This is a genomic window from Nonomuraea monospora, assembly GCF_039531895.1.
Taxonomy (GTDB): Bacteria; Actinomycetota; Actinomycetes; order Streptosporangiales; family Streptosporangiaceae; genus Nonomuraea; species Nonomuraea monospora.
Genome location: NZ_BAAAQX010000061.1, coordinates 24,643 through 47,997, shown reverse-complemented (window position 1 = coordinate 47,997; position 23,355 = coordinate 24,643). Strand labels below are relative to the sequence as shown.

22 protein-coding genes and 1 pseudogene are annotated in these 23,355 nt (G+C 72.8%); 7 read left to right on the top strand and 16 right to left on the bottom strand.

Annotated features, from left to right (window positions below; genetic code table 11):
• Nucleotides 1–226: 226 nt before the first annotated feature.
• Nucleotides 227–1,219, bottom strand: a complete 993-nt coding sequence (gene corA, locus ABD331_RS57400) for a magnesium/cobalt transporter CorA (RefSeq protein WP_344495477.1) — start codon at nt 1,217–1,219, stop codon at nt 227–229.
• A gap of 81 nt (nt 1,220–1,300) precedes the next feature.
• On the opposite strand from corA, the gene ABD331_RS57395 reads away from it, so the two are divergent.
• The gene (locus ABD331_RS57395) at nt 1,301–1,669 is read left to right on the top strand and encodes a bleomycin resistance protein (RefSeq protein ID WP_344495475.1); all 369 of its coding nucleotides are present in this window, start codon (nt 1,301–1,303) and stop codon (nt 1,667–1,669) included.
• A gap of 241 nt (nt 1,670–1,910) precedes the next feature.
• Here ABD331_RS57395 and ABD331_RS61235 read toward each other — a convergent pair whose 3' ends face one another.
• From ABD331_RS61235 to pdhA, 4 genes and pseudogenes are all read right to left on the bottom strand, one after another.
• Nucleotides 1,911–2,564 carry a dihydrolipoamide acetyltransferase family protein gene (locus ABD331_RS61235; protein ID WP_425566286.1) on the bottom strand — a complete coding sequence of 218 codons (654 nt, stop codon included), beginning with the start codon at nt 2,562–2,564 and terminating at the stop codon, nt 1,911–1,913.
• A 298-nt stretch (nt 2,565–2,862) separates the two neighbouring features.
• Nucleotides 2,863–3,402: pseudogene (locus ABD331_RS61230) on the bottom strand (biotin/lipoyl-containing protein); the annotation flags it as partial.
• A gap of 56 nt (nt 3,403–3,458) precedes the next feature.
• The gene (locus tag ABD331_RS57385; protein WP_344495473.1) at nt 3,459–4,475 is read right to left on the bottom strand and encodes an alpha-ketoacid dehydrogenase subunit beta; all 1,017 of its coding nucleotides are present in this window, start codon (nt 4,473–4,475) and stop codon (nt 3,459–3,461) included.
• Between the two features lies 1 nt (nt 4,476).
• Nucleotides 4,477–5,583 carry a pyruvate dehydrogenase (acetyl-transferring) E1 component subunit alpha gene (gene pdhA / locus ABD331_RS57380; protein WP_344495471.1) on the bottom strand — a complete coding sequence of 369 codons (1,107 nt, stop codon included), beginning with the start codon at nt 5,581–5,583 and terminating at the stop codon, nt 4,477–4,479.
• 141 nt (nt 5,584–5,724) lie between these two features.
• Between pdhA and ABD331_RS57375 the strand changes: the two genes are divergently transcribed.
• A complete protein-coding gene (locus ABD331_RS57375; protein ID WP_344495469.1) occupies nt 5,725–6,231 on the top strand; it encodes an Lrp/AsnC family transcriptional regulator in 507 nt (168 codons plus the stop codon).
• Here the strand turns inward: ABD331_RS57375 and ABD331_RS57370 are convergent.
• The gene (locus ABD331_RS57370) at nt 6,228–6,695 is read right to left on the bottom strand and encodes a GbsR/MarR family transcriptional regulator (RefSeq protein WP_344495467.1); all 468 of its coding nucleotides are present in this window, start codon (nt 6,693–6,695) and stop codon (nt 6,228–6,230) included. The genes ABD331_RS57375 and ABD331_RS57370 overlap by 4 nt on opposite strands.
• Before the next feature lie 123 nt (nt 6,696–6,818).
• On the opposite strand from ABD331_RS57370, the gene ABD331_RS57365 reads away from it, so the two are divergent.
• Nucleotides 6,819–8,378 (top strand): GMC family oxidoreductase, encoded by a 1,560-nt coding sequence (locus ABD331_RS57365; RefSeq protein ID WP_344495465.1) that lies wholly within the window; start codon nt 6,819–6,821, stop codon nt 8,376–8,378.
• A 13-nt stretch (nt 8,379–8,391) separates the two neighbouring features.
• Complete coding sequence (locus ABD331_RS57360; protein WP_344495463.1) at nt 8,392–9,819, top strand: aldehyde dehydrogenase family protein; 1,428 nt, start codon at nt 8,392–8,394, stop codon at nt 9,817–9,819.
• On the opposite strand, the gene ABD331_RS57355 is transcribed toward ABD331_RS57360, so the two are convergent.
• Nucleotides 9,816–10,907 (bottom strand): threonine aldolase family protein, encoded by a 1,092-nt coding sequence (locus ABD331_RS57355; protein WP_344495461.1) that lies wholly within the window; start codon nt 10,905–10,907, stop codon nt 9,816–9,818. The two genes, ABD331_RS57360 and ABD331_RS57355, sit on opposite strands and share 4 nt — an antisense overlap.
• Before the next feature lie 155 nt (nt 10,908–11,062).
• Here ABD331_RS57355 and ABD331_RS57350 point away from each other — a divergent pair, with 155 nt between their 5' ends.
• A complete protein-coding gene (locus ABD331_RS57350) occupies nt 11,063–11,866 on the top strand; it encodes a methyltransferase domain-containing protein (RefSeq protein ID WP_344495459.1) in 804 nt (267 codons plus the stop codon).
• Between the two features lie 5 nt (nt 11,867–11,871).
• Here ABD331_RS57350 and ABD331_RS57345 read toward each other — a convergent pair whose 3' ends face one another.
• Both ABD331_RS57345 and ABD331_RS57340 read right to left on the bottom strand, forming a co-directional pair.
• Nucleotides 11,872–13,089 carry a cytochrome P450 gene (locus ABD331_RS57345; protein WP_344495457.1) on the bottom strand — a complete coding sequence of 406 codons (1,218 nt, stop codon included), beginning with the start codon at nt 13,087–13,089 and terminating at the stop codon, nt 11,872–11,874.
• Between the two features lie 116 nt (nt 13,090–13,205).
• Nucleotides 13,206–14,315, bottom strand: a complete 1,110-nt coding sequence (locus ABD331_RS57340) for an aldo/keto reductase (protein WP_344495455.1) — start codon at nt 14,313–14,315, stop codon at nt 13,206–13,208.
• Between the two features lie 75 nt (nt 14,316–14,390).
• Here ABD331_RS57340 and ABD331_RS57335 point away from each other — a divergent pair, with 75 nt between their 5' ends.
• Complete coding sequence (locus ABD331_RS57335; RefSeq protein WP_344495453.1) at nt 14,391–15,023, top strand: TetR/AcrR family transcriptional regulator; 633 nt, start codon at nt 14,391–14,393, stop codon at nt 15,021–15,023.
• Nucleotides 15,024–15,115: 92 nt separating this feature from the next.
• Nucleotides 15,116–15,883, top strand: a complete 768-nt coding sequence (locus ABD331_RS57330; protein ID WP_344495451.1) for a methyltransferase domain-containing protein — start codon at nt 15,116–15,118, stop codon at nt 15,881–15,883.
• On the opposite strand, the gene ABD331_RS57325 is transcribed toward ABD331_RS57330, so the two are convergent.
• The 7 genes from ABD331_RS57325 to ABD331_RS57295 are packed head-to-tail and all read right to left on the bottom strand — an operon-like array spanning nt 15,846 to nt 23,271.
• A complete protein-coding gene (locus ABD331_RS57325; protein ID WP_344495449.1) occupies nt 15,846–17,309 on the bottom strand; it encodes an aldehyde dehydrogenase family protein in 1,464 nt (487 codons plus the stop codon). The genes ABD331_RS57330 and ABD331_RS57325 overlap by 38 nt on opposite strands.
• Before the next feature lie 29 nt (nt 17,310–17,338).
• A complete protein-coding gene (locus tag ABD331_RS57320; protein ID WP_344495447.1) occupies nt 17,339–18,628 on the bottom strand; it encodes an amidase in 1,290 nt (429 codons plus the stop codon).
• Nucleotides 18,615–19,637: a branched-chain amino acid ABC transporter permease gene (locus tag ABD331_RS57315; protein WP_344495444.1), complete on the bottom strand. Its 1,023-nt coding sequence runs from the start codon at nt 19,635–19,637 to the stop codon at nt 18,615–18,617. The genes ABD331_RS57320 and ABD331_RS57315 overlap by 14 nt, the downstream gene beginning before the upstream one ends.
• A complete protein-coding gene (locus ABD331_RS57310; protein ID WP_344495442.1) occupies nt 19,634–20,500 on the bottom strand; it encodes a branched-chain amino acid ABC transporter permease in 867 nt (288 codons plus the stop codon). Before ABD331_RS57310 ends, ABD331_RS57315 begins: the two co-directional genes overlap by 4 nt.
• Before the next feature lies 1 nt (nt 20,501).
• Nucleotides 20,502–21,218 carry an ABC transporter ATP-binding protein gene (locus ABD331_RS57305; RefSeq protein WP_344495440.1) on the bottom strand — a complete coding sequence of 239 codons (717 nt, stop codon included), beginning with the start codon at nt 21,216–21,218 and terminating at the stop codon, nt 20,502–20,504.
• Nucleotides 21,215–21,976 carry an ABC transporter ATP-binding protein gene (locus ABD331_RS57300; RefSeq protein ID WP_344495438.1) on the bottom strand — a complete coding sequence of 254 codons (762 nt, stop codon included), beginning with the start codon at nt 21,974–21,976 and terminating at the stop codon, nt 21,215–21,217. The genes ABD331_RS57305 and ABD331_RS57300 overlap by 4 nt, the downstream gene beginning before the upstream one ends.
• On the bottom strand, nt 21,976–23,271 hold the full coding sequence (locus tag ABD331_RS57295; RefSeq protein WP_344495436.1) for an ABC transporter substrate-binding protein: 1,296 nt from the start codon (nt 23,269–23,271) through the stop codon (nt 21,976–21,978). Before ABD331_RS57295 ends, ABD331_RS57300 begins: the two co-directional genes overlap by 1 nt.
• Nucleotides 23,272–23,355: the final 84 nt, after the last annotated feature.

Genomic DNA, 23,355 nt, shown 5'->3' with positions numbered 1-23,355 from the left:
TTCCATCCGGGAACAAACTCCGGCACTCACGGTGCAGCACCGCGTAGATCGAGTTCGGCGCAATCCGCCCCTCGACGAAACTCACCGTGGAGGACAGCAACCCCGGCTGCATCGGAGTCTGGCCCACCGCCATCGCTCGATCTCTCCCCACGCCCGGTGACCAACACCGATCACCCTGACACACCAGGCCAGACCTGCGCGAGAGAGATCAAAAAACACCAGCCACCTAGAGCCACCCGCTCTTGCGCAGCAGCCGGAAGACGACCACCACCGCGACCCCCATCATGCCCAGCGCGAGCGGGTAGCCGAACACCCAGTGCAGCTCGGGCATGTAGTCGAAGTTCATCCCGTAGACGCCGGCGATCATCGTGGGCACGGCGATGAGGGCCGCCCACGAGGAGATCTTGCGCATGTCGGCGTTCTGCTGCATGGCCACCTTGTTCTGCTCCCGCCCCGTGAGGGCCAGGTGGGCGGTCAGGGCGCTGGTCAGCAGCTCGTTGTGCTCGTCCACCTGGGCGTCCACGCGCAGCAGGTGGTCGAGCACGTCGCGGTACTGCTCCCGGGTGGCCGAGCACAGCTCCACCCGGCCCTTGACGATCTCCTCCAGCACGGGGATCAGCGGGTCCTGGGCGGTGCGGAACTCCAGGACCTCGCGCTTGAGCGAGTAGATGTCCTCGGTGGCGTCGGCGTACTCGCCGCTGAACACCCGGCGCTCCAGCGCGATCAGGTCGCCCTCGATCTCGTGCGTGATGCGCGAGTAGTCGTCGACGACCTGGTCGCAGATCGCGTACAGCACCCCGGAAGGCCCCGACGCGAGCAGCTCCGGGTCGGCCTCGATGCGGCGGCGCACCGCCTTGAGCGGCGCCGCCTGCCCGTGCCGGACGCTGATGACGAAGTCCTTGCCGAGGAACAGGTTGATCTCGCCGACCTCGATGTCGGAGGTCTCGTCCGTGTACAGCAGCGGCTTGAGCACCACGAACAGGGTGTCGTCGTAGCGTTCGAGCTTGGCCCGCTGGTGGGCGTGGATGGCGTCCTCGACCGCCAGCGGATGCAGCTTCACCTCGCGGGTGATCAGGTCGAACTCCTCCTGCGAGGGGTCGTGCAGCCCGATCCACAGGAAGGAGTCGCCCCTGGCCCGCGCGGCGTTGAAAGCGTCGCTGATGTCGCCGGTGATGGTCTCACGCACACCGCCGCAGTAGATCGCCTGGTCCACAATCACAATCGGTATTCTCGCGTACCCGGACAAGCCACCCGTCCCGCCCGGCCCGCCCCCTGCACAATGAGGGGGAGGAGGTACACGATGGCCGACGGAGTGGTGTTCGAGCGGGTCGCCCCGGTGGTGCCGGTGCGGGACCTGGACGCGGCGATGGAGCGGTACCGGCGGCTCGGCTTCGCCGTCCGCGCCTACGAGGGTGGCGCGCGGTACGCGTTCGTCGAGCGCGACGGGGTGTCGCTGCACCTGAACGAGTGGGCCGGGCACGACCCGGGCGTCACCGGCGCGGTCGTCTACCTGTACGTCTCCGACGCCGACGCGTTGCACGGCGAGTGGGCGGCCGCCGATGCCCCGGGGCGGCTCGGGCGGCCCCAGGACACCGAGTACGGGTTGCGCGAGTTCGCCTACGTCGACCCCGACGGCACCCTGCACCGCATCGGCTCACCACTCGGCTAGACCTGGCCTGGGCTGCGGCCGGGCATCCCGGCGGCGGGTCGTGGCCTGGTAAGCGGCCGGGCATCCCGCACGGCGAGCCTGGTCCGGGCAGTGGCCAGGCACCTCGCGCGGTGATCTGGTCCGGGCAGTGGTCGGGGGCACCTCGTGTGGCGGGCCTGGTCCAGGCGGTCGCCGGGCACCCTGTGTGGCGGGTCTGGTTCGGGCGGTGGCCGGGCATCCCGTGTGGCGGGGTGCCCGTTCGTCAGAGGTCGGCCAGCAGGGTCGCCGGGCGTTCCACGCAGTCGGCGACGTACCGCAGGAAGCCGCCGGCGACGCCGCCGTCGCACACCCGGTGGTCGAACGTGAACGAGAGCTGGGTGATCTTGCGGATCGCCAGCGTGCCGTCCACCGCCCACGGCCGGTCGATGATGCGGCCGACGCCGAGCAGCGCGGCCTCCGGGTGGTTGATGATCGGGGTGGAGCCGTCCACGCCGAACACGCCGTAGTTGTTGAGCGTGAACGTGCCCCCTGTAAGGGACTGCGGGGGAAGGGCGCCCTCGCGGGCCAGGGCCGTCAGGCGAGTCAGCTCCGCCGCCAGCTCCGACAGCGACAGGAGGTGGGCGTCGCGGACCACCGGGACGACCAGGCCGCGCTCCGTCTGGGCGGCGAAGCCCAGGTGGATCTGCGGGTAGCGGACGATCTCCGCGCGGTCGACGTCCACCGTGGAGTTCAGCTCCGGGTAGCGGCGCAGGCCCGCCACGCAGATGCGGGCCAGGAGGGCGAGCAGGCCGATGCGCCTGTCGGGGACGGCTGCGCGCAGGGCGTCCTTGGTCTCCAGGAGGGCGGTGGCGTCGGCGTCCACCCAGGTGGTGGCGTCGGGGATCTCGCTCCTGCTCCGGGACAGCTTCTCGGCCACCGCCCGGCGCAGGCCCCGCAGGGGGATGCGCTCCGGCTCCTGCGGTGAGGAGGTCGCGGCCTGCCGCGGGGCCGACGCGGCGGCCCGCTGTGGAGCCGATGCTGTGGCTTGCTGCGGGGCCGACGCGGCGGCCTGCTGCGGGGCCGATGCTGTGGCTTGCCGTGGTGCGGACGCGATGGCTTGCCGTGGTGCCGACGAGGCGGGGACGTCCTGGTGCTCGGCGATGGCGCGCTCGACGTCCCGGCGCAGGATGACGTGGTTGGGGCCGCTGGGGGGTGACGCCCGCCAGATCGACGCCGTTCTCCTGCGCCAGCCTGCGCACCAGCGGAGAGATCACCCGCGGCGCCTCCCTGCGACCAGCGCCGCGCGGCGCTTCCCCGCGATCAGCCTCGCGGGTCGCCTCGCCGCGACCTGCCTGGCGCGATGCCTCCCCACGACCTGCCTCGTGCGGCGCTTCCCCGCGACCGACTCCGCGCGACGCCTCCTCACGCGGCTGGACGGCGGTCAGGCCGGCCGACGGGCCCGAGCCGGTGCGGTCCCGGCGCCGCCGCCGCTGCCCGGAAAGGTGCCCGGAAAGGTGCCCGGTGCCATAGCCGATCAGCACGTTGCCGGACCCGGCCAGCTCCTCCTCCCGATACCGCTCGGCCGCCCCGTCAACCTCAGACCCGACCGAGATCAGCGGATCCCCCACAGAAAGGGTCGTCCCCGCCGCCGCATGCAACTCCACGACCACCCCCGCATAAGGAACAGGCACCTCCACGGCAGCCTTGGCAGTCTCCACCTCCACCACGATCTGATCGACCTCGACCCGCTCCCCGACGCCGACCTTCCAGACCACCACCTCGGCCTCCGCCAGCCCTTCCCCCAGGTCAGGGAGCCGGAAGAGAGAGGTGTTCACGCCGCCCCCCGAGCCAGATGCCGCACGTCCACCCGGTCACCGAACTGCAGCCGGTCAACGGCGTCCAGCACCCGATCCACCCCGGGCAGGTGCGCGTGCTCCAGCTTCGGCGGCGGGTAGGGGATGTCGAACCCGGCCACCCGCAGCACGGGCGCGGCCAGCGAGTGGAAGCACCGCTCCTGCACCCGGGCCGCGATCTCGGCCCCCACCCCGGCGAACCCCTGCGCCTCCTGCACCACCACGCACCGCCCGGTCCGCCGCACCGACGCGACGACCGTCTCGTCGTCGAACGGCACGATGCTGCGCAGGTCCACGACCTCCAGGTCGAGCCCGTCCTCGGCGGCGGCGGAGGCGGCCTCCATGGCGACGGGCACGGAGGGCCCGTAGGCGACGAGGGTGGCGTCCCGGCCGGGCCGCCGCACGGCGGCGCGCCCGAACGGCGCGGCGGCCCGCTGTTCCAGCGCGGCCTCGGCCTTGGACCAGTAGAGCTTCTTCGGCTCCAGGAACACCACCGGGTCGGGGTCGGCGATGGCGTCGCGCAGCAGCCAGTAGGCGTCCTCGACGGTGGCCGGGGTGACGACCTTCAGGCCGGGGGTGTGGGCGTAGTAGGCCTCGCTGGAGTCGCAGTGGTGCTCGACCCCGCCGATGCCGCCCGCGTACGGGACGCGGATCACCATCGGCAGCGTCAGCTTGCCCCGGGTGCGGTTGCGCAGTTTGGCCACGTGTGAGGCGATCTGCTCGAACGCCGGGTAGGCGAAGGCGTCGAACTGCATCTCGACGACGGGCCGGTAGCCGCCCATGGCCATGCCGACGGCGAGGCCGACGATGCCGGATTCGGCCAGCGGCGTGTCGAAGCACCGGTCCTCGCCGAAGTCCCTGGTCAGCCCGTCGGTGATGCGGAAGACGCCGCCGAGTGGCCCGACGTCCTCGCCGAAGACCAGCACGCGCTCGTCGTCGCGCAGCGCGTCGCGCAGGGCCGTGTTGAGGGCCTGCGCCATCGAGACGGTGGGCATGTCAGCTCTCCTGTGCGTTCAGCTCGGCCCGCAGTTGCTCGCGCTGTTCGAGGAGTTGCGGGGTGGGCTCGGCGTAGACGTGGTCGAAGATCTCGAGGAGGTCGGGTTCGGCGTCGGCGTTCATGCGCGCCCGCAGGTCGGCGGCGAGCGACTCGCCGTCCGTCCGCGCGGACTCGGCGTCCTGGTCGGTGAGCAGGCCGCGCCCGCGCAGGTACGTCTCCAGCCGGGGCAGCGGGTCGGCGGCGCTCCAGCGCCGCACCTCGTCGTCGTCGCGGTAGCGGGTGGCGTCGTCGGCGTTGGTGTGCGCGTCCATCCGGTACGTGTGCGCCTCGACGAGGAACGGCCCCCGCCCGTCGCGCGCGTGCCCGACGGCCGCGGACAGCACGGACAGCACGGCCACGAGGTCGTTGCCGTCCACCTGCTCGGCGGGCACGCCGTATCCGACGCCCTTGTAGGCCAGGGCGGGCGCGGCGCTCTGCTTGGCCAGCGGCACGGAGATGGCGTACTTGTTGTTCTGCACGAAGAACACCACGGGCGCCTTGAGCACGGCGGCGAAGTTGAGCGCCTCGTGGAAGTCGCCCTCGCTGGTGCCGCCGTCGCCGATGAAGGCCATCACGACGCCGCCCTCGCCCTTGCGGCGCAGCGCCTCGGCCATGCCGGTGGCGTGCAGCACCTGGGTGGCCAGCGGCGTGCACTGGGGGGCGACGCGGGTGGCGACGGGGTCGTAGCCGCAGTGCCAGTCGCCGCGCAGCAGCGTCAGCACCTCGACGGGGTCGAGCCCGCGCGCGACCAGCGCGACCGAGTCGCGGTAGGTGGGGAACAGCCAGTCGTGCTCGCGCAGCGCGAGCACGCCGGCGACCTGGCAGGCCTCCTGCCCGCGGCTGGAGGGGTAGACGGCGAGCCGTCCCTGCTTGGTCAGCGCCGTCGCCTGGGTGTCGAAGCGCCGCCCCACGACCATCCAGCGGTACGCCGCGCGCAGCAGCTCGTCCGGCGGCAGGGCGTACCCGGCGGGCTCCTTCACGGGGGAGCCGCTCTCATCGACGAACCGGATGGGCGCCTGCGAGGGCAGCAGCTCCCGCACGGCTTTCGCCGACGTCTTCGTGGACATGACGACACTCACTTTCTGCTGTTCGGAGCGCTCGCCCAGGGGGACATTTGTCACAGAAAGCGTCCGTCTACCTGGCCATCCGTTCAAGACACGATGGATAATGAGCGACAAACGGTTCAAAGTGGGCTTGTGGAGGGCCAATTGTCGTCAGAAGGGACGCCTGGGAACGGCTGGCCGGGACGTTCGGCCACCGGCCTGGACGCGGTGGACCGGGCGATCATCGCCGAGCTTCTGCGTGACGGCCGCATTTCGGTCCGCACGCTGGCGGAACGCGTGCACATCTCCCGCGCCAACGCCTACGCCCGCCTCACCCGTCTCGTGGACGACGGCGTGATCACCGGCTTCACCGTCGAGCTGGCCCCGCACAAGGCGGGCCTGGGCACCAGCGCCTACGTGTCGGTGACCATCGAGCAGAACTCCTGGCGCGCGGTGCTCGCCCAGCTCAAGGAGATCCCCTTCGTGGAGCACTTCGCCATGGTCGGCGGCGACTACGACATCCTCGTCCTGGTCAGGACCCCGGACAACGAGACGCTGCGGCACGTGGTGCTGGAGCGCATCCAGGACGTGCAGGGGGTGCTGTCCACGCGGACGTGGCTGGTGTTCGACGAGGCGCGGGGAAGCGGCGCGCACTGGCGGGCGGCGGACTAAGGGGACTTCAGCGTCGTGTACTCCTGGAGGATCTCCTCCATCTGCCGCACCATGAACGTGTAGTACTCGTGCATCTCGCGCAGCCGCCCGCGCTGCGGCTCCGGCAGCTCGTCGCCGCGGGCCCGCGCGTGCTCGGCCAGCGTCAGCAGTTCCCGCGTCTGCCCCAGCATGTGCCGCAGGCAGCCGATCCAGGCATCGTGGCGCCACTCGTAGACGTACTGGCGGGAGCCGGGCTCCTTGAAGCGCCGCACGGTGCCGCTGTCGACCAGCAGCCGGGTCATCTCAGAGACCGAGCCCTTGCTGGCGTCCAGCGCGCTCTGCAGCTCCGCCGTGGACAGGGGCGCGGAGCTGAGCATCAGCACGCCCGCGGCGCGCCCCGCCATCGGCGGCCAGCCCATGGCCCGGCCGATGCGCAGGCCGAAGTCGTCGATCAGCGGGCTCAGGTCGCCGGCCAGGCTGGACACCACCCGTCTCCCAACGGTCAGAAAAAAATGAACTTTCACTCTTGACTGAACTTTTCGCTAAGGGCAGTCTACCGGCTAGCCGCGGTCCGGATTTTTCCGGCCGCTCTGAGCAGGAGGTTCGCCGTGACAGACACGGGCTGGGACATCATCGTCGTGGGCGCGGGCTCCGCCGGCGCGGCGCTCGCCGCCCGCGCCGCCGAACGAGGCGGACGCGTCCTCCTCCTGGAGGCGGGCCCCGACTACCGGCCGGCGCAGATGCACGAGGCGTGGCGGTCGCCGAACCCGGTCCGCGCCCTGCTCGACCCCACCGCCGTCGAGGGCATGGTCTGGCCGGAGGTGAGCTCCTCCCGCACCGACGCGCAGCCGCAGGCGCCGTACTGGCGCGGCAGGGGCGTCGGCGGCAGCTCCGCCATCAACGGGCAGATCGCGATCCGCCCGCCCGCCGAGGACTTCGACGACTGGGCCGCCGCCGGCTGCGCGGGCTGGTCGTGGCGGGACGTGCTGCCCTACTTCAGCAAGCTGGAGGACGACGAGGAGTTCGGCGACGAGCCCTACCACGGCCGCGGCGGCCCCACCCCGATCTTCCGCATGCCGCGCGAGCAGTGGGGGTCGGTGGACACCGCCCTGTGCGAGGCCGCGCTGGCCGCCGGGCACCCCTGGGCGCCCGACGTCAACGCGCCCGGCGCGGCCGGCGTCTCGCCGTACCCGATCAACTCGCGCGACGGGCGCAGGGTGACGGTGAACGACGGCTACCTGGAGCCGGCCCGGTCCCTGCCCGGCCTCACCGTACGCGGCGGCGCCCTGGTCGACCGGGTGCTGTTCGCCGGGAACCGGGCCGTCGGCGTCCAGGTCGTCCAGGACGGCACGGTCACCACCGAGTACGCCGGCGAGATCGTGATCAGCGCGGGCGTCGTCCACTCCCCGGCCGTCCTGCTGCGCTCCGGCGTCGGCCCGGCGGCCGACCTCGGCAGGCTCGGCATCGAGGTGAGGCAGGACCTGCCCGTCGGCCTCGGCATGCAGGACCACCCGATGATCGTCGTCAACCTGCTCCTGGCGGAGCGGGCCGCCATCCGGAGCGCCGACGACCGGCACACCAACGTCTGCGTCCGCTACACCAGCGGGCCCGCGGGCCTGCCGCTCGACATGATGTTCGTCTCGCTGAACCAGAACGTGCTGTCCATGGAGGCCGCCGACAAGCGGCTGCCCGCCGGCGGCGTGGGCGTGTGGCTCAACCAGAACCACTCGCGCGGCGTCCTGACCCTGAAGTCCGCCGACCCCGGCGCGCAGCCCGAGGTGCGCGAGCGCATGCTCTCGGACGCCCGCGACCTGGAACGCCTGCGCCACGGCGTGCGCGCGCTGGTCGAGCTGGCCAGGGGGCCCGAGGTCGCCGGCATCCTGGCCGGCTCCGTCGAGTCGGCCAACGCCCGCCTGTTCGAGGTGCTGGACGACGACGCCGCCCTCGGCGAGCACCTCCTGGCCACCGCCATGGACGCCCAGCACGGCACCAGCACCTGCCGCATGGGCGACCCCGCCGACGCCGCCACCGTCGTCGACCCGTCGTGCCGCGTGCTGGGCCTCGACGGGCTGCGCGTGGTGGACGCCTCGATCTTCCCGTCCGTGCCCCGCGCCAACACCAACCTGACAGCGATCATGGCCGGCGAGCTCATGGCCGACCGCCTCTAGGAGCACCACGTACATGAAGACCCTGCGGAACCTGATCGGCGGCGTGTGGCAGGACGCGCGCGGCCACGACTTCCACGACGTGATCGACCCTGCGACCGAGGAGGCCGTCGCCCGCTGCCCCAGCGGCTCGCCCGAGGACGTCCGCCTCGCCGTGGACGCCGCCGTCGCGGCGCAACCGGCCTGGGCCGCGACACCCGTGGCCGACCGCGTCGCCCTCCTGACCCGCTGGGCCGACACGGTCGCCGAACACGCCGCCGAGCTGGCCGAGGCCGAACGCCGCGAGATGGGCAAACCGGTCGCCCTCGGCACCGCGTTCATCGGCGGCGCCGCCCAGGCGTTCAAGGCCGCCGTGGCCGAGGCGCTGGACTACGCCTTCGAGGAGACGATCGCGGGACCCGGCGGCGGCAGCACCACGATCGTGCGCCACCCGCTCGGCGCCACCGCCGTCATCGTGCCGTGGAACTTCCCCGTGCCGATGGCCCTCGGCGCGCTCGGCCCGCTGCTCGCCGCCGGGAACACCGTCGTGCTCAAGCCGTCCGAGCGCGCGCCGCTGTCGGCGGTGCGGCTGCTGGAGCTGATGGACCTGCCGGACGGCGTGGTCAACCTGGTGCTCGGCGACGCGCGGGCCGGCGCGCCGCTGACCGCCGACGAGCGCCTCGGCCTCGTGCACTTCACCGGCTCCGTCGAGGCGGGCCGCCAGGTCGGCGCGCGCAGCGGCGAGCTGCTGCGCCGGTCCGTCCTGGAGCTCGGCGGCAAGGACCCGGTGATCGTCGACGCGGGCGTGGACCCCGTGGCGACGGCCGCCGCGGTCGCGTTCGGCGCGTTCGCCAACACCGGGCAGATCTGCACCTCCATGGAACGCGTCTACGTGCACCAGGACGTGGCGGAGCCGTTCGTCGAGGCGCTGGTCGAGGCCGCCGGCGCCTACCCGGCCGGCGACGTGCTCGGGCCGCTGGTGGACCGGCGGCAGCGCGACATCGTCGCCCGGCACGTGGCCGACGCCGTCGAGCGCGGCGCGACCGTCCGCACCGGCGGCGCGGTGCCGGAGGGGAAGGGCTTCTACTACCCCGCCACCGTGCTCACCGGCGTGGACGAGAGCATGCTGATCATGACGGAGGAGACGTTCGGGCCGGTCGCCCCCGTCACCGTCGTCCCCTCCTTCGAGGAGGGCGTGCGCAGGGCGAGCGCCTCCCGCTACGGCCTGGCCGCCACCGTCTACACCACCGACCCGGCGCACGTCGCCGCCGCGCGCCGCATCCCGGCCGGGGTCGTGTGGGTGAACGAGTGGCAGGGCGGCGGGCCCGAGCGGCTCTACGAACCGGCGGGCGACAGCGGCATGGGCGCCACGGGAGCCCGCGCCGCCTACGACGCCGCCACCCGCCCCACCTCCGTCCACGTCGCGGGGCAGGCCGTCAGAACGGGATCGGCAGGCGCGTCCTAGGCGCCCTTGGCGAGCACCTCCGCGCGGGCCAGCACGTCACCGACCAGGACGGCGACCTCCTCGGGGGTGAAGTCCATCGCGTTCTCGCCCACGGTGACCTCGAAGCTGCACCGGGAGGGGTCGGGGCCGCTGCGCACCCGCCCCCAGAGCTGCACGCCCCGCTCCTCCAGGAGCGCCTGCCCGGCCTGCTCCACAGCCCGCCTGGACGCCGGCAGGTGCACGTGGAACAGCGGCGTCTGCGGCGGATCGGGCCGGGTGCGGGCGAGGCCGCCGGCGTTGATCGCGGCGGCGACGGCGATCGCGTGGTCGCGGTAGGCGGGCATGCGCTCCGCGACGGTGTCGAGGCCCGCCATGGCGGCCAGGGCGAGCGGCCACGCGTCGGGGATGCCGCCGCCGAGCCGCTGCCGCCACACCTCGGTGGCGGCCATCGTGCGGGCGTCCCCGGCCAGCACGGCGCCCCGTACGCCCTGGAGGCTCTTGTAGAGCGAGACGTACACCGAGTCGAACAGGCCCGCGATCTCGTGCAGGGGCCGCCGGTAGTACGTCTGCGCCTCCCACAGCCGCGCCCCGTCCAGGTGCGCGGCGGCGCCGGTCGCCCGGACCAGCCCGGCCTGCTCGCCCAGCTCGTCCCACTCGGGCAGTAGGCCGCCGAGGTCGCGCTGCGGCAGCTCCCACACCACCGCCGCGAGCGGCTCGCCGATCGCCGTCAGGTCCTGCGCCGTCATCAGCTCGTACGGGTCGCCGGTGCGGCGGAAACGCAGCCCGTGGACCGCGTTGTAGCCCTGCTCCTCCCACACGTCCAGGTGCGTGAACGGATGCCCGGCGAAGGTGCGGTGCCCGCTGCGGTCGGCGTACACGCGCAGCACCGCCTGCTGCGCCATCGTCCCGCTCGGGAAGAACAGCGCGCGCTCCTTGCCGAGCAGCGCGGCCAGCCGCCGCTCCAGCACGGCCACCGGGCCGTCGGGGCCGTCCGGCGGCGTGTCGTCGTCCACCAGCGCCAGCATCCGCTCCAGCACCGCCCGCGGCCTGCGCCGGTGCGGCGCGTGCAGGAACAGGGCCCGTCGTACGGGCGGGGTGGCCTCGGCCATGATCGCTCTCCCAACGCGTGTCGCCAGTACGTTGCAGTATCCCTCCGGCAAGGATCGGCGGCTTGTCAAGGGCTGTCCTGTCCTGCCGAGGCTTGTCACACTCAGGCGGTAGCCGGACACCGTCAGCTCCGGCCGCCCCCTACGAGGAGACGCCTGTGACCGTGATCCACGATCTTGCCGCCCCCCGGGCAGGCAGCCCGCGCACGACCGTACGGGAGAGGCTGCCGTTCCTGCTCGGCGCCCTGCTGACGAGCGCGCCGATCGCGCTGGGCTGCGAGGCGGTGCTGCCCGCGGAGGAGGTCATGATGATGGGTGGCGTACCCGTACGACTACGCTCGCTGCGCCGCAAACTGGCCAGGCTGCTCTACGACCAGCGGTACGGCGTGAGCACCGCCGACTTCGCCGATCTCGCCGACTTCGGCCTCGACCACCCGGAACGCGTCTACTACTCGCCCGCCCACTGGGGCACGCTGCGCCGGGCGCTGCCCGTCGGCGACGTCGGCCGCCAGGACGTCTTCCTCGACCTCGGCGCGGGCAAGGGCCGCATGGTCCTGGAGGCGGCGGGCAACTACCCGTTCAGGCAGGTCATCGGGGTCGAGCTGTCGTCCGAGCTGACCGAGGTGGCCAGGGCCAACCTGGCGGGGACCAGGATCAGGCTGCGGGCGCGCGAGGTGGAGTTCGTCCGCTCGGACGTGCTCGACTACGACATCCCGGACGACGTCAGCGTGGTGTTCCTGAACAACCCGTTCAGGGGACGGACGTTCGCCGCCGCCATGGAGCGGCTGCTCGACTCGGCCGACAGGAACCCGCGGCCGATCACGCTCATCTACTTCAACCCGGTCGAGGAGGAGCACCTCCTGAGCACCGGCCGCTTCCGCCACCTGCGCACGGTGCGGCCCTGGCGGCGCAAGGACACGGGGGTGTTCGGCACCACGCGCGTGTACGCGGTGACGGCGTAACCGGCTCAGCCGGCGGGGGAGAAGCGTACGGGCAGCGCCGCGGGGCCGCGCGTGAACACACCCTGTTCGACCGGCACGAACCCGGGCTCCAGCGCCATGTCCGGCATGGCGTCGAGCAGCTGCCCGGCCGCCACCTCCACCTCCGTCCTGGCCAGCAGCGCCCCCACGCAGAAGTGCCGCCCGAGGGCGAAGGCGAGGTGACCGGCCGCGGCGGTGAACGCGGTCGTTTCGTCCAGCTCGGCGCGGAAGAGATCGAAGACGTCGGGGTCGGCGTAGCGGCGCTCGTCCCGGTTGGCGGCCCCGATCAGGCAGATCACGGTGGCGCCCGCGGGCACGACCCCGCCGGCGATCTCCACCTCGGCCGCGGTCTGCCGCATGATCATGTGCACGGGCGGCGTGTACCGCAGCGTCTCGGCCAGCGCCCGCCCGACGAGCTCGCGGTCCCGGCGCACCGCGTCGAGCTGGCCGGGATGGCGCAGCAGGTTCGCGAACATCGCGCCCACCGCCTTGTCGGTGGTCTCGCCGCCCGCCGCGAGCAGCAGGCTGCAGAACGCCTTGATCTCCTCGTCGCTCATGCTGGTGCCGTCGATCTCGGCCCTGCACAGCGTGGACAGCAGGTCGTCGCCCGGCCGCTCGCGCCGCTCCCTGATGATCGGGATCAGGTACGCGGCGAACTCCTCCCGCGTCCGCAGCCCGGCCGCCGTCACCCCGGGATCGCCGGTCAGGTTGCCGAGGAAGTCGATCACGGAGACGTACCAGCGCTGGAACCGGTCGTGATCGCTCTTGTCCAGGCCCAGCATGTCCACGATCACGTTGATCGGGAACCGCCGCGCGAACGCGGCGACCAGATCGACGGACCCGGCGTGACGGAACCCGTCGATCAGCTCGCGGGCGTTGCGCTCGATCACCGGCAGGAACGTGCGCCGTAGCTCGTGGCCGCGGAAGGCCGGCGCCACCAGCGCCCGCCGCACGGCGTGCTCCCGCCCGCTCAACTGCAGGAACGTGCGCCCGTGCACGGGCTCGACCTGCCACTCGTAGTTCTCGGTGGTGAACGTGTCGTCCTTGAACGCCCGCGCGACGTCCTCGTGGCGCGAGATCACGTAACTCGCCATGCCCGCGTGCCACAGCAGCGGGGCCTCGTCTCGCAGCACCTTGTAGGCGGAGTAGGGGTCGGCGGCGAACTCGGCCGACAGGATGTCCGGGACGTCACGTGCCGCATCCATGACCATGATCCGACCGTAACCCGCGCGGGGCCCGCCGTCACGGCGGACGCCGCCGCCCCGGGGCCGGCGCCGCGCGACCTGCCCGGGCACGGCCGCCCGGCCTGAGGCGCGCGTCCTCAGGCCGCACTCTCCGGCACCCAGTTGCGCACCGCCGGAACGTACCCGTCCGGCTTGTCGGCGACCTGGACCCCAGGGCTCACCAGCCAGCTCTGATACCCGGGCGTGAACATCTGGTACACCGACGCGGACGGCTCCGCGCTCGCCTCGTCGAGCCGCCGGCGCGACTCGCCGGGCAGCTCGAAGTCGAGCGCGGCCAGGTTGCCGTCGAGCTGCTCGACGCTGCTCGCCCCCACGATCGCCGACGCCACCCCCGGCCGGTTCGCCACCCAGTTCAGCGCGACCTGCGCCATCGGCCGGCTGACCTCGGCGGCGACCTCCTCCAGGGCGCCGAGGAGCCGCCACTCCCGGTCCGTCCACGAGCGCCCGGCGTACCCCTCGCCGCTCAGCCGCCCCTCGCCGGTCACGCCGCGGTCGGCCTGCCGGTACTTGCCGGTGAGGAAGCCGCTGCCGAGCGGGCTCCACGCGGTGATGCCGAGACCCAGGGTCTGGCCCATGGGGACGTGCTCGCGTTCGATCGTGCGGTCCAGCAGGGAGTAGGGGAGCTGCAGGCTGACCACCGGGGCGAGCGCGTGCGCGTCGGCCAGGGTCTGGGCGCGGGCCGCGTACCAGCTCGGCACGTCCGACAGGCCCGCGTACCGGATCTTGCCGGCCCTGGTGAGGTCGTCGAAGGTGCGCATGACCTCCTCGACCGGGGTGATCCGGTCCCAGGTGTGCAACAGGAACAAGTCGATGTAGTCGGTGCGCAGGCGGCGGAGCGACGCCTCGACCGCTCTGATCATGTGCTTGCGGCCGTTGCCCCCGGCGTTCGGGTCACCGTGATCGACGCTGTTGGTGAACTTGGTGGTCAGCACCACCCGGTCACGCACCCCGGCCTCGGCGACGAGGCCGCCGAGGATGGTCTCGCTCTCCCCGGCGGTGTAGAAGTCGGCGGTGTCGATGAAGTTGCCGCCGGCTTCGAGGTAACGGCGGAAAAGGGAGCGGGCCTCGTCCGCGGACTTGCCGTACGCGGCGTGGAAGCCGCCGGTGCCGAAGTTCATGGTGCCGAGGGCAAGACGGCTGACGCGCAGGCCGGAGCGGCCGAGCAGGAAATACTGGTTCATTGACATGCGGTCAGCATGCGTCGCACAAAATGGACTCGCAAGTCCAGAAAAGGGTAGGGTGGATCACCATGGAGGTGGATCATGCCCACGCTGACCCGTAAGGGAGCCGCCACGCGGCAGCGCATCCTCGAAGGCGCGGCCGAGCTCATCCGCGAGTACGGCGTGGCCGCCACGACCCTCGACGACGTGCTGTCGGTGACCGCGACCAGCAAGAGCCAGCTCTTCCACTACTTCCCCGGCGGGCGGGAGGAACTGCTGCTGGCCGTGGCCAGGTACGAGGCCGACCGCGTGCTGGCCGACCAGCGGCCCCAGCTCGACGAGCTGACCTCCTGGCCGGCCTGGCAGGCGTGGCGGGACAAGGTCGTCGGCCGCTACCGCAGGCAGGGGCGCCTGTGCCCGCTCAACGCCGTCACCTCGCACCTGGGCGAGCGCACACCAGGAGCGCAGGCCGTGGTGTCGGAGTTGATGGCCCGGTGGCAGAGCGAGATCGCCGCCGGCGTCCGGCACATGCAGGGCACCGGCGAGATCGATCCCGGCCTGGACCCGGAACGCGCCGCCGCCGCGATTCTGGCGGGCATCCAGGGCGGGGTGCTCATCCAGATGTCCACCGGGCAGACCACCCACCTGGAATCCGCCCTCGACCTGGGCATCGCCTACCTGCGGTCCACCCGCGACCAGGCTCCGCAGGCGACGGGGGGCCGCACCGCGCCGTAGACGCCCGCGCCGCCGCACAGCGGCGGCGTCCTCGGCGGGCGCCGCGCCCAAGCGAGTGGCGGCTGACCGTCGCCCATGCCCACAGTGGCCCCATGCCGCAGAACACCTTCGACACCCGCCTGGCCGAGACCTACGAGGCGAAGTGGCCAGAGCTGTTCGACCCCGCGGTCGTGGACCCGGCGGTCGACTTCCTCGCCGGCCTGGCAGGCGGCGGCGCCGCCCTGGAGCTGGGCATCGGCACCGGCCGCCTGGCCCTGCCGCTCAGCCGCCGCGGCGTCCCCGTCCACGGCATCGACCTGTCCACCGCCATGCTCGCCCAGCTCCGCGCCAAGCCCGGCGCCGAGCACGTCGGCGTGACCACCGGCGACTTCGCCACCACCCGCGTGCCGGGCACGTTCAGGCTCGCCTACCTGGTCCGCAACACGATCACGAACCTGACCACCCAGGACGAGCAGGTCGCCTGCTTCCGCAACGCGGCGGCGCACCTGGAGCCGGGCGGCGGCTTCGTCATCGAGGTGTACGTCCCGGAGTTGCGACGGCTCCCGCCAGGCCAGACCGTCCACCCGTTCGCCGTGACCCCTGAGCACCTGGGGTTCGAGGAGTACGACGTGGCCGCGCAACTCGCCGTCTCCCACCACTACTGGACGGTGGACGGCCAGGTCGAGACCTACTCCTCGACCCACCGCTACGTGTGGCCGGCCGAGCTGGACCTCATGGCCCGGCTGGCGGGGATGACGCTGCACGAGCGCTGGGCCGGCTGGCGGCGCGAGCCGTTCACCGGCGACAGCAGGAGCCACGTCTCGCTCTGGCGGAAGCCGCCACTCAGAACGGGTAGCGCGGCGGCTCGCCCCGCAGGGTGATCCAGCGCGTCTCGGTGAACGCCTCGACGTTGGCCGCCGCCCCGCCGAAGCGGGAGCCGGTGCCGGACGCGCGGACGCCGCCGAACGGGGCGTTGGCCTCGTCGTTGACCGTCTGGTCGTTGATGTGCACGATCCCGGTCGGGATGCGCTCGGCCACGGCCAGGCCGCGCATCACGTCGCGGGTCACGATGCCCAGCGACAGTCCGTACTCGCCGGCGGCGGCCAGCTCGGCGGCCTCGTCGGCGGAGGAGACGCGGGTGACGGGGGCGACGGGGCCGAAGACCTCCTCGGCGAACGCGGGCGCGGTCAGCGGCACGTCGGCGAGCACCGTCGGCCGGTAGAACAGCCCCTCGTACGTGCCGCCGGACGCGGGCCTGGCGCCCTGGCCGACGCTCTCCGTGACCAGGCGGTGGATCTTGTCGCGCTGGCCGGCGTCGATGACGGGCCCGAGCGCGACCTCGCCGGCGGCCGGGTCGCCGACAGGGAGCGCGCCGGCCTTGGCGGCCAGGCGTTCCACGAAGTCGTCGTAGAGCCGGTCGGCGACCAGGTGGCGGCCGGTGGTCATGCAGATCTGGCCCTGGTGGAAGAACGACCCCCAGGCGGCCAGGTTGACCGCCTCGTCCACGTCGGCGTCGTCCAGCACCAGCAGCGCGGAGTTGCCGCCGAGCTCCAGGTGGGCGCGCTTGAGGTGCTTGCCGGCCAGCTCGCCGATGCGGCGGCCGACGGCGGTCGAGCCGGTGAAGGAGATGACCCGCACGTGCGGGTCGGTGATCAGCGCCTCGCCGACGTCGGGGCCGCCCGGCAGCATCTGCAGCACGCCCGGCGGCAGCCCGGCCTCCTCGAACACGCGGGCCAGCAGCGTGCCGCCGGTGACCGCCGTCCGGGGATCCGGTTTGAGCAGGACGGCGTTGCCCAGCGCCAGCGCCGGGGCGACCGAACGGACGCCGAGGATGATCGGCACGTTGAACGGCGAGATCACCGCCACCACCCCGGCCGGGACGCGCCGCGCCAGCGACAGCCGAGGCTGCTCCGACGGCAGCAGCTCGCCGATCGCCCGGCCGGGCAGCGACGCCGCCTCGTAACACTCCTCGGCGGCCACGTGCAGCGCGAAGCCCGCCATGCCGGGTACCGCGCCGACCTCGCGCACGTTCCAGCCGCTGATCTCGTCGGCGTGCCGCTGCCACAGGTCGCCCGCCCTGCGCAGGACGGCGGCGCGCGCGGTGTGCGGCAGGGCGGCCCACTCGCGCTGCGCGGCGGCGGCGCTCGCGGCGGCCTCGGCGACGTCCTCGGGGGTCGCCAGCCCCATCCGGCCGAGCTCGCCGCCGGTGGCGGGCTCGACCACGGCGTAGTGGCCGCCGCGGGCGGGGGCCCAGGTGCCGTTCTTGAAGATGTTCGCCTGCCAGGTGACGGTGTCGAGCAGTCCCACGGGCGGTTCCTCCTTGGGTGAATGGGTGTTCAGGGGCGGGGCAGCGGTGGGGTCAGGTTCTCGACGAGGCGGGCGGCGGACAGGACGGTCGCGTCCCGCCCGGCGGCCCCCGCGAGCTGCAGCCCGACGGGCAGGCCCTCGCCCGCGAGGGCGAGCGGCACCGAGACGGCGGGCAGCCCGGCCGCGTTGAAGATGGAGGTGAGCCGCGTCAGGACCAGCTCGATGGGCCACTCCCGGCCCGCCACCCTGACGCTCATCGCCCCGATCGGCGGCGCGGTGACCGGCACGGTCGCGCAGGCCACCACGTCGCAGGAGGCCAGCGCCCGCCGCAACACGGCCACCATGCGCCCCACGGCGGCCTCGTCCAGCGCCGCCTCCTCGTCGGCGGGCGGCGGCATCCGCATCAGCTCCGCGACGTCCGGCCCGAACAGCTCAGGGTCACGCTCGAACGCGTCCCGGTGAAAGCGGCCCGCCTCGGCGTGGATCCGCCCGAGCACCGCTCCCGGCAGCCGCGGCTCGTCCGGGACGACCACGTCCGCCACCCGCACGCCGTGCGACTCCAGCCGCGCGCGGGCGACCGCGAGCGCCGCCCGCACGCCCAGGTCGAGCACGTCCTCGAACCAGCCGCCGAGCCACCCCACCCGCAACCCCGACGACGGCGGCGGCGGTGCGGCGCCGCCGTTGGAGAAGGCGGTCATCAGCCTGGCGACGCCGTCCACCGTCGGCGCCAGCACCCCGAGGTGGTCCAGCGTCGGCGCCAGCGGCATCACCCCGTCGAGAGGGATGAGCCCCCGGGTCGGCTTGAACCCCACGCACCCGCTCAGCGCGGCCGGGATCCGCACGCTGCCCGCCGTGTCGGACCCGAGCGCCCCCAGGCAGCTCCCGGCGGCGACGGAGGCCGCCGACCCGCCGGACGAGCCGCCCGGGATGTGCCCCCGCCGGTACGGGTTGTGCGTCGCCCCGAAGAACGGGCTGTCGGTGCGCCCGCCCCAGGCCAGCTCGTGCGTGGTGTGCTTGCCCAGGATCACGACCCCGGCCGCCAGCAGCGCCCGCACCGCGCCCGCGTCCCGCGCGGGCACGTGCCCGGTGAAGCGCGGCGACCCGTACCCGGTGGGGACGCCCGCCGTGTCGATCAGGTCCTTGATCCCGACGGGCAGCCCGTGCAGCGGCCCGCGCGGCGGCTCCCCGGTGAGCGCCGCCGCCCGCGCCCTGGCCCGCTCGGCCGTGACCGTGGCGTAGGCGTGCAGCCGAGGCTCGGTGACCTCGATCGCGGCCAGCATGCGCTCGGTCACCTCGGCGGGCGACTCACGCGGGGTCACGTGGCCCCCGTACGAGATAGCCGATCGGGAACAGGCTCAGCCCCCGCGCCAGCCCCCACAGCCCGCGCGGCAGCCACAGCGCCGCGGCGATGCCGACGAGGCCGAGCAGCACCAGGTACCAGGACCCGAAGTCGGCCAGGAGCTGCTGCAGCCCGAAGAAGATGACCGCGCCGATCAGCGGCCCCTCGATGGTGCCGATGCCGCCGATCACCACGATGAAGATCATGTAGGCCGACCACTGCACGCTGAAGACCGAGTCGGGGTTGACGCTGAGCGAGCTGACCGTGATCACCCCGCCGGCCGCGCCGCACCCGGCCGCCGAGACGAGGTAGACCAGCAGCTTGGCCCGCCGCACGTCGATGCCGGCGGAGGCCGCGGCGGTCTCCTCGTCGCGCACGGCCATCAGCGACAGGCCGAGCCGGCCGCGCAGCAGCAGGTAGCAGCAGCCGATCGTGGCCAGCGCCAGCCCCAGCGCGACCCAGTACGTCAGCGCCCCGCGCAACGTCTGGTCGATCCCGGACAGCCCGGTCAGCCCCTTGCCGCTGGCGCCGCCGAGGCTGTCCACCCGCACGACCAGCAGCCGGTAGACCTCGGCGATCACCCAGGTGCCGACGGCGAAGTAGTCGCCGCGCAGCCGGAAGGCCAGCCACGAGGTGGGCAGCGCGAACACCGCGCACGTCACGGCGGCCAGCGGCACCGCCAGGTACGGCTGCACGCCCAGGTCGGCCAGCGCGATCACGCTGTAGGCGCCGATGCCGAGGTAGGCCTGCTGCCCTACCGACACCAGCCCGCCGAACCCGGCCAGCAGGTTCCACATGCTCGCCAGCGCGATCAGCACGAACAGGTTGATCAGCGTGTCGGTGACGGTGGAGAACACCAGGAAGGGCAGCGCCGCCAGCAGCGCGGCCACGGCCACCAGTCCGCCGGCCGACACCTTGGAGGCCCGGCCGGCCCTGCTGACGTGCACGTTCCGCGCCGCGGTGGCGCCGAGGAGGTGGGAGATCGTCATGCGGTACGTCCCGCGAGCAGACCCTGCGGCCGGAAGGCCAGCACGGCGAGGAAGATCAGATGACCGGCGAGCAGGGTCAGCGCGGGATCGACCTGCGCGCTCACCGACTGGGTGACGCCGAGCACCATGCCGCCGAGCAGGGTGCCCCACAGCGAGCCGAGCCCGCCGATGACGACCGCCTCGAAGGCGAAGATCAGCCGGGACGGCCCGATCGACGGGTCGAAGGAGGACCGGATGGCGAACATCAGCCCGGCCAGCGCCACGGTCGCGAACGCGATGGCGGTGGCGACGCCGTAGACGTGCCTGCTGTCGGCGCCCATGAGGCTCGCGGTCTCCCGGTCGTCGGAGGCGGCGCGCAACATCCGGCCCAGCCCGGTCCGCGCCAGGAACAGCCCGATGCCGATCAGCGTGGCGCAGGCCAGCAGGAACGTGGTCAGCGCCAGGTAGCCGATCGAGATCGCGCCGTTGATCGTGAACGAGCCCGTCGCGAAGGCGCCGCCGTCCAGCGTGCGGGTGTCGGCGGAGAACAGCTCAAGCAGCACGTTCTGCAGCACGATCGACAGCCCGAACGTGACCAGCAGCGTGGCCAGCGGCCCCGACGCCAGGCTGCGCTGCAGCAGCACCCGCTGCGTCAGGTAGCCCAGCACCGCGAACAGCGGCACCGTGATCACGATGATCGCCCACAGGGGCAGCCCTGTCCCGCTGACCAGGGCCAGGGCCAGGAACGACGCGACGACCGCGAGGTCACCGTGGGCGAGGTTGACGATCCGCATGACGCCGAACATCAGCGACAGCCCGGTGGCGAACAGCGCGTACAGGCCGCCGAGCAGCAGCCCCTGGACGATGGCGTTGAGCCAGCCCATGTCAGTGGGATCCCTCCTGTGCGATGCCGAAGTAGGCGTGCTCGACCTGCTCCGCGGTCAGGTCGCCCGGCCGGCCGCGCAACACGGAGCGGCCTTCGAGCAGGCAGTGCACGCGGTCGGCGACCCGCATGGCCTGGGTGACGTCCTGCTCGACGATCAGCGCGGTGGTGCCCGCGCCGACGATCCGCGGCAGCGTCTCGTAGATGCGGCGCACCACCACCGGCGCGAGCCCCAGCGACAGCTCGTCCACCAGCAGCAGCTCGGGGTTGGACAGCAGCGCCCTGCCGATGGCGACCGCCTGCTGCTCGCCGCCGGACAGTTGCGCCGCGTTCTGGTCGCGGCGCTCGGCCATCCACGGGAACAGCTCGTGCACGGCCGCGACTGTCCACGGTCCTGTCCGCTTGCGGTACGCGCCGACCAGCAGGTTCTCCTCGACCGTCAGGGACGGGAACAGCCGCCGCCCCTCCGGCACCAGGGCGATGCCCGCGGGCACCCGCTGATGGGCGGGCAGCCGGGTGATGTCACGTCCGCGCAGGTGGACGGTGCCGGACGTGGGCGGGTTCAGCCCGGCCAGGGCGCGCAGCAGGGTGGACTTGCCCGCCCCGTTCGCGCCGATGATGGCCAGCACCTCGCCCTCGTCCACGTCCAGGCTCAGCCCGTCCACCGCGCGGAGCTGCCCGTGGTGCACGGTGAGGTCGCGGATCGACAGCAGCGTCACGAGCCCTCCTCCTCGCCCGGCAGCCCGGTCTCGGGTCCCGCGCCCAGATACAGCTCGCGCACCCGCCGGTCGGCGAGCACGCGCAGCGGCTCGCCGTCGGCGACCACGTCACCGCCGGCCAGGCAGATCATCCGGCCGACGGTCCTGATCAGCGCGTGCACGACGTGCTCGATCCAGACGATGCCGAGCCCCTCGGCGTGCAGGTCCTTCACGACGGCGACCAGCTCCAGCACCTCCGGCTCGGTCAGCCCGCCGGCCACCTCGTCCAGCAGCAGCAGCCGCGGCCCGGTGCCCAGGGCGCGGGCCACCTCCAGGCGCTTGCGCGGCAGCAGCGCGAGCCGTCCCGCCGGGGTGTTGGCCACCTCCGCCAGGCCGGTGCGTTCCAGCACGTTCATCGCGTGCGCCTGCGCCCGCCTGCCCTTCAGCGCGGCGCCCTGGTGGGCGCAGACGAGCACGTTCTCGAAGACGGTGAGGTGCTCGAACGGGCGCGGCACCTGGAAGGTGCGGCCGATCCCGGCCCTGGTGCGGGCGTGCGGCGGGACGCCGGTGACCTGCCGGCCCTCCAACCACACGGCGCCGCTGTCGGGCCGCAGGTCGCCCGCGATCATCGCGAACAGGGTGGACTTGCCCGCGCCGTTCGGCCCCACGATGCCGAGCGCCTCGCCCGGCTGCACGGACAGGGTCAGGTCCCTGGCGACGGTCACCTTGCCGAAGCTCTTGCTGATGCCGTCGAGGCGCAGCAGCGGTGTGGTGGTCATCACGCGTTGGTGGGCCGCAGGTCGCCGCCGACGGGGACGTCCTTGTTCGCGCTGTTGTCGACGATGACCACGTCCCAGGGGAACTTCTCGCCCTTGCGCCACTGGCCGCCGACCGGGTGCATGAGCGCGATGCCGGGCTGCGGGCCGGTGGTGAAGTCGAGGTTGCCGCTCATGCAGCCGAGCTTCATGCCGCGCAGCTTCGAGGCGACCTCGTCGCGGTCCTTGGGGTCGCCCGCCTCCTTGAACGCCTGCACCGCGATCTCGAACAGCGAGTAGACCGAGCCGAGCGCCTGCGTCCACTGCTTGCCCGAGGAGGCGGCGAAGTCGTCGGCGAGCTGCTTGGCGCTCTTGCCGTCCAGCGTGGACTTGTAGGGGTGGGCGGGGCTCCACCAGATGTCGGTGGCGAGGTTGTTCGTCAGCTCGCCGAGCGCCTCCGCCTCGGACGGGAACAGCATGACCTTCGCGACGGTGGCCAGCTTCGGCTTGAACCCCTGCTGCTGGGCCTGCTTCCAGAAGGTCTGGAAGTCCGGCGGGATGGGGGTGCAGGTGAACAGCTCGGCCTCCGACTCCTTGAACGTCGCGATCTGCGCCGTGAAGTCGGTGGCCCCGTTCTGGTACGCGCCGCCGTCGATCGGCGTGTAACCGGCCTCCTTCATCATCGGGGACAGCCCCTTGCGGAAGGCGTTGGCGTCGGTGTCGTTCGGCCACAGCGCCGCGACGTTCTTGTTCGACACGTCCATGCGCTGCCACATGGGCACGAAGCAGTCGGCGAACTCCTGCATGCCGAAGAAGAACAGCGTCGTGTACGTGAAGCCCTGCCCCTCCTTGCCGCCCCTGCCGTTCCACCACGCCTCCCAGGGGGCGATCGTGGTGACGTTCGGGATGCCGTTGGCCTCGCACTGGTCGGCGACCGGGTTGGTGGTGTCGGGCGTGGACGAGCCGACGATGAGGTCCACCTTGTCGCTGTTGATGAGCTGCCGGGTGACCTCGGTGGCGCGCTGCGGGTTCGACTGGGTGTCCTTGACGACGATCTCGATGCGGCGCTTCTTCCCGCCCGCGGTGAAGCCGTTGCGCAGCGCCTCCTGGACCTGCTTGACCACGAAGTTGTCGGCGGTGGCGAACCCGGCCAGCGCGCCCGTCTGCGGGCTGACGTAGCCGATCTTCAGCACGTCGGACGCCGAGTCGCCCGCGCCCCTGATCCCGCCGCAGGCGCCTGCCAGCGAGACGCCGCCGACGGCGGCGGCCGTTCTGAGGAAGGAACGGCGGTTCATGCCGCCCGTCACGGTTTCGCTCACGACAACTCCTGTTCGCCGCGGCGTCCGGAGGGGGGATGACCTGCCGCGGTTGCTCTGGGGGGTGACCGCCGCGCGGCCGGAGCC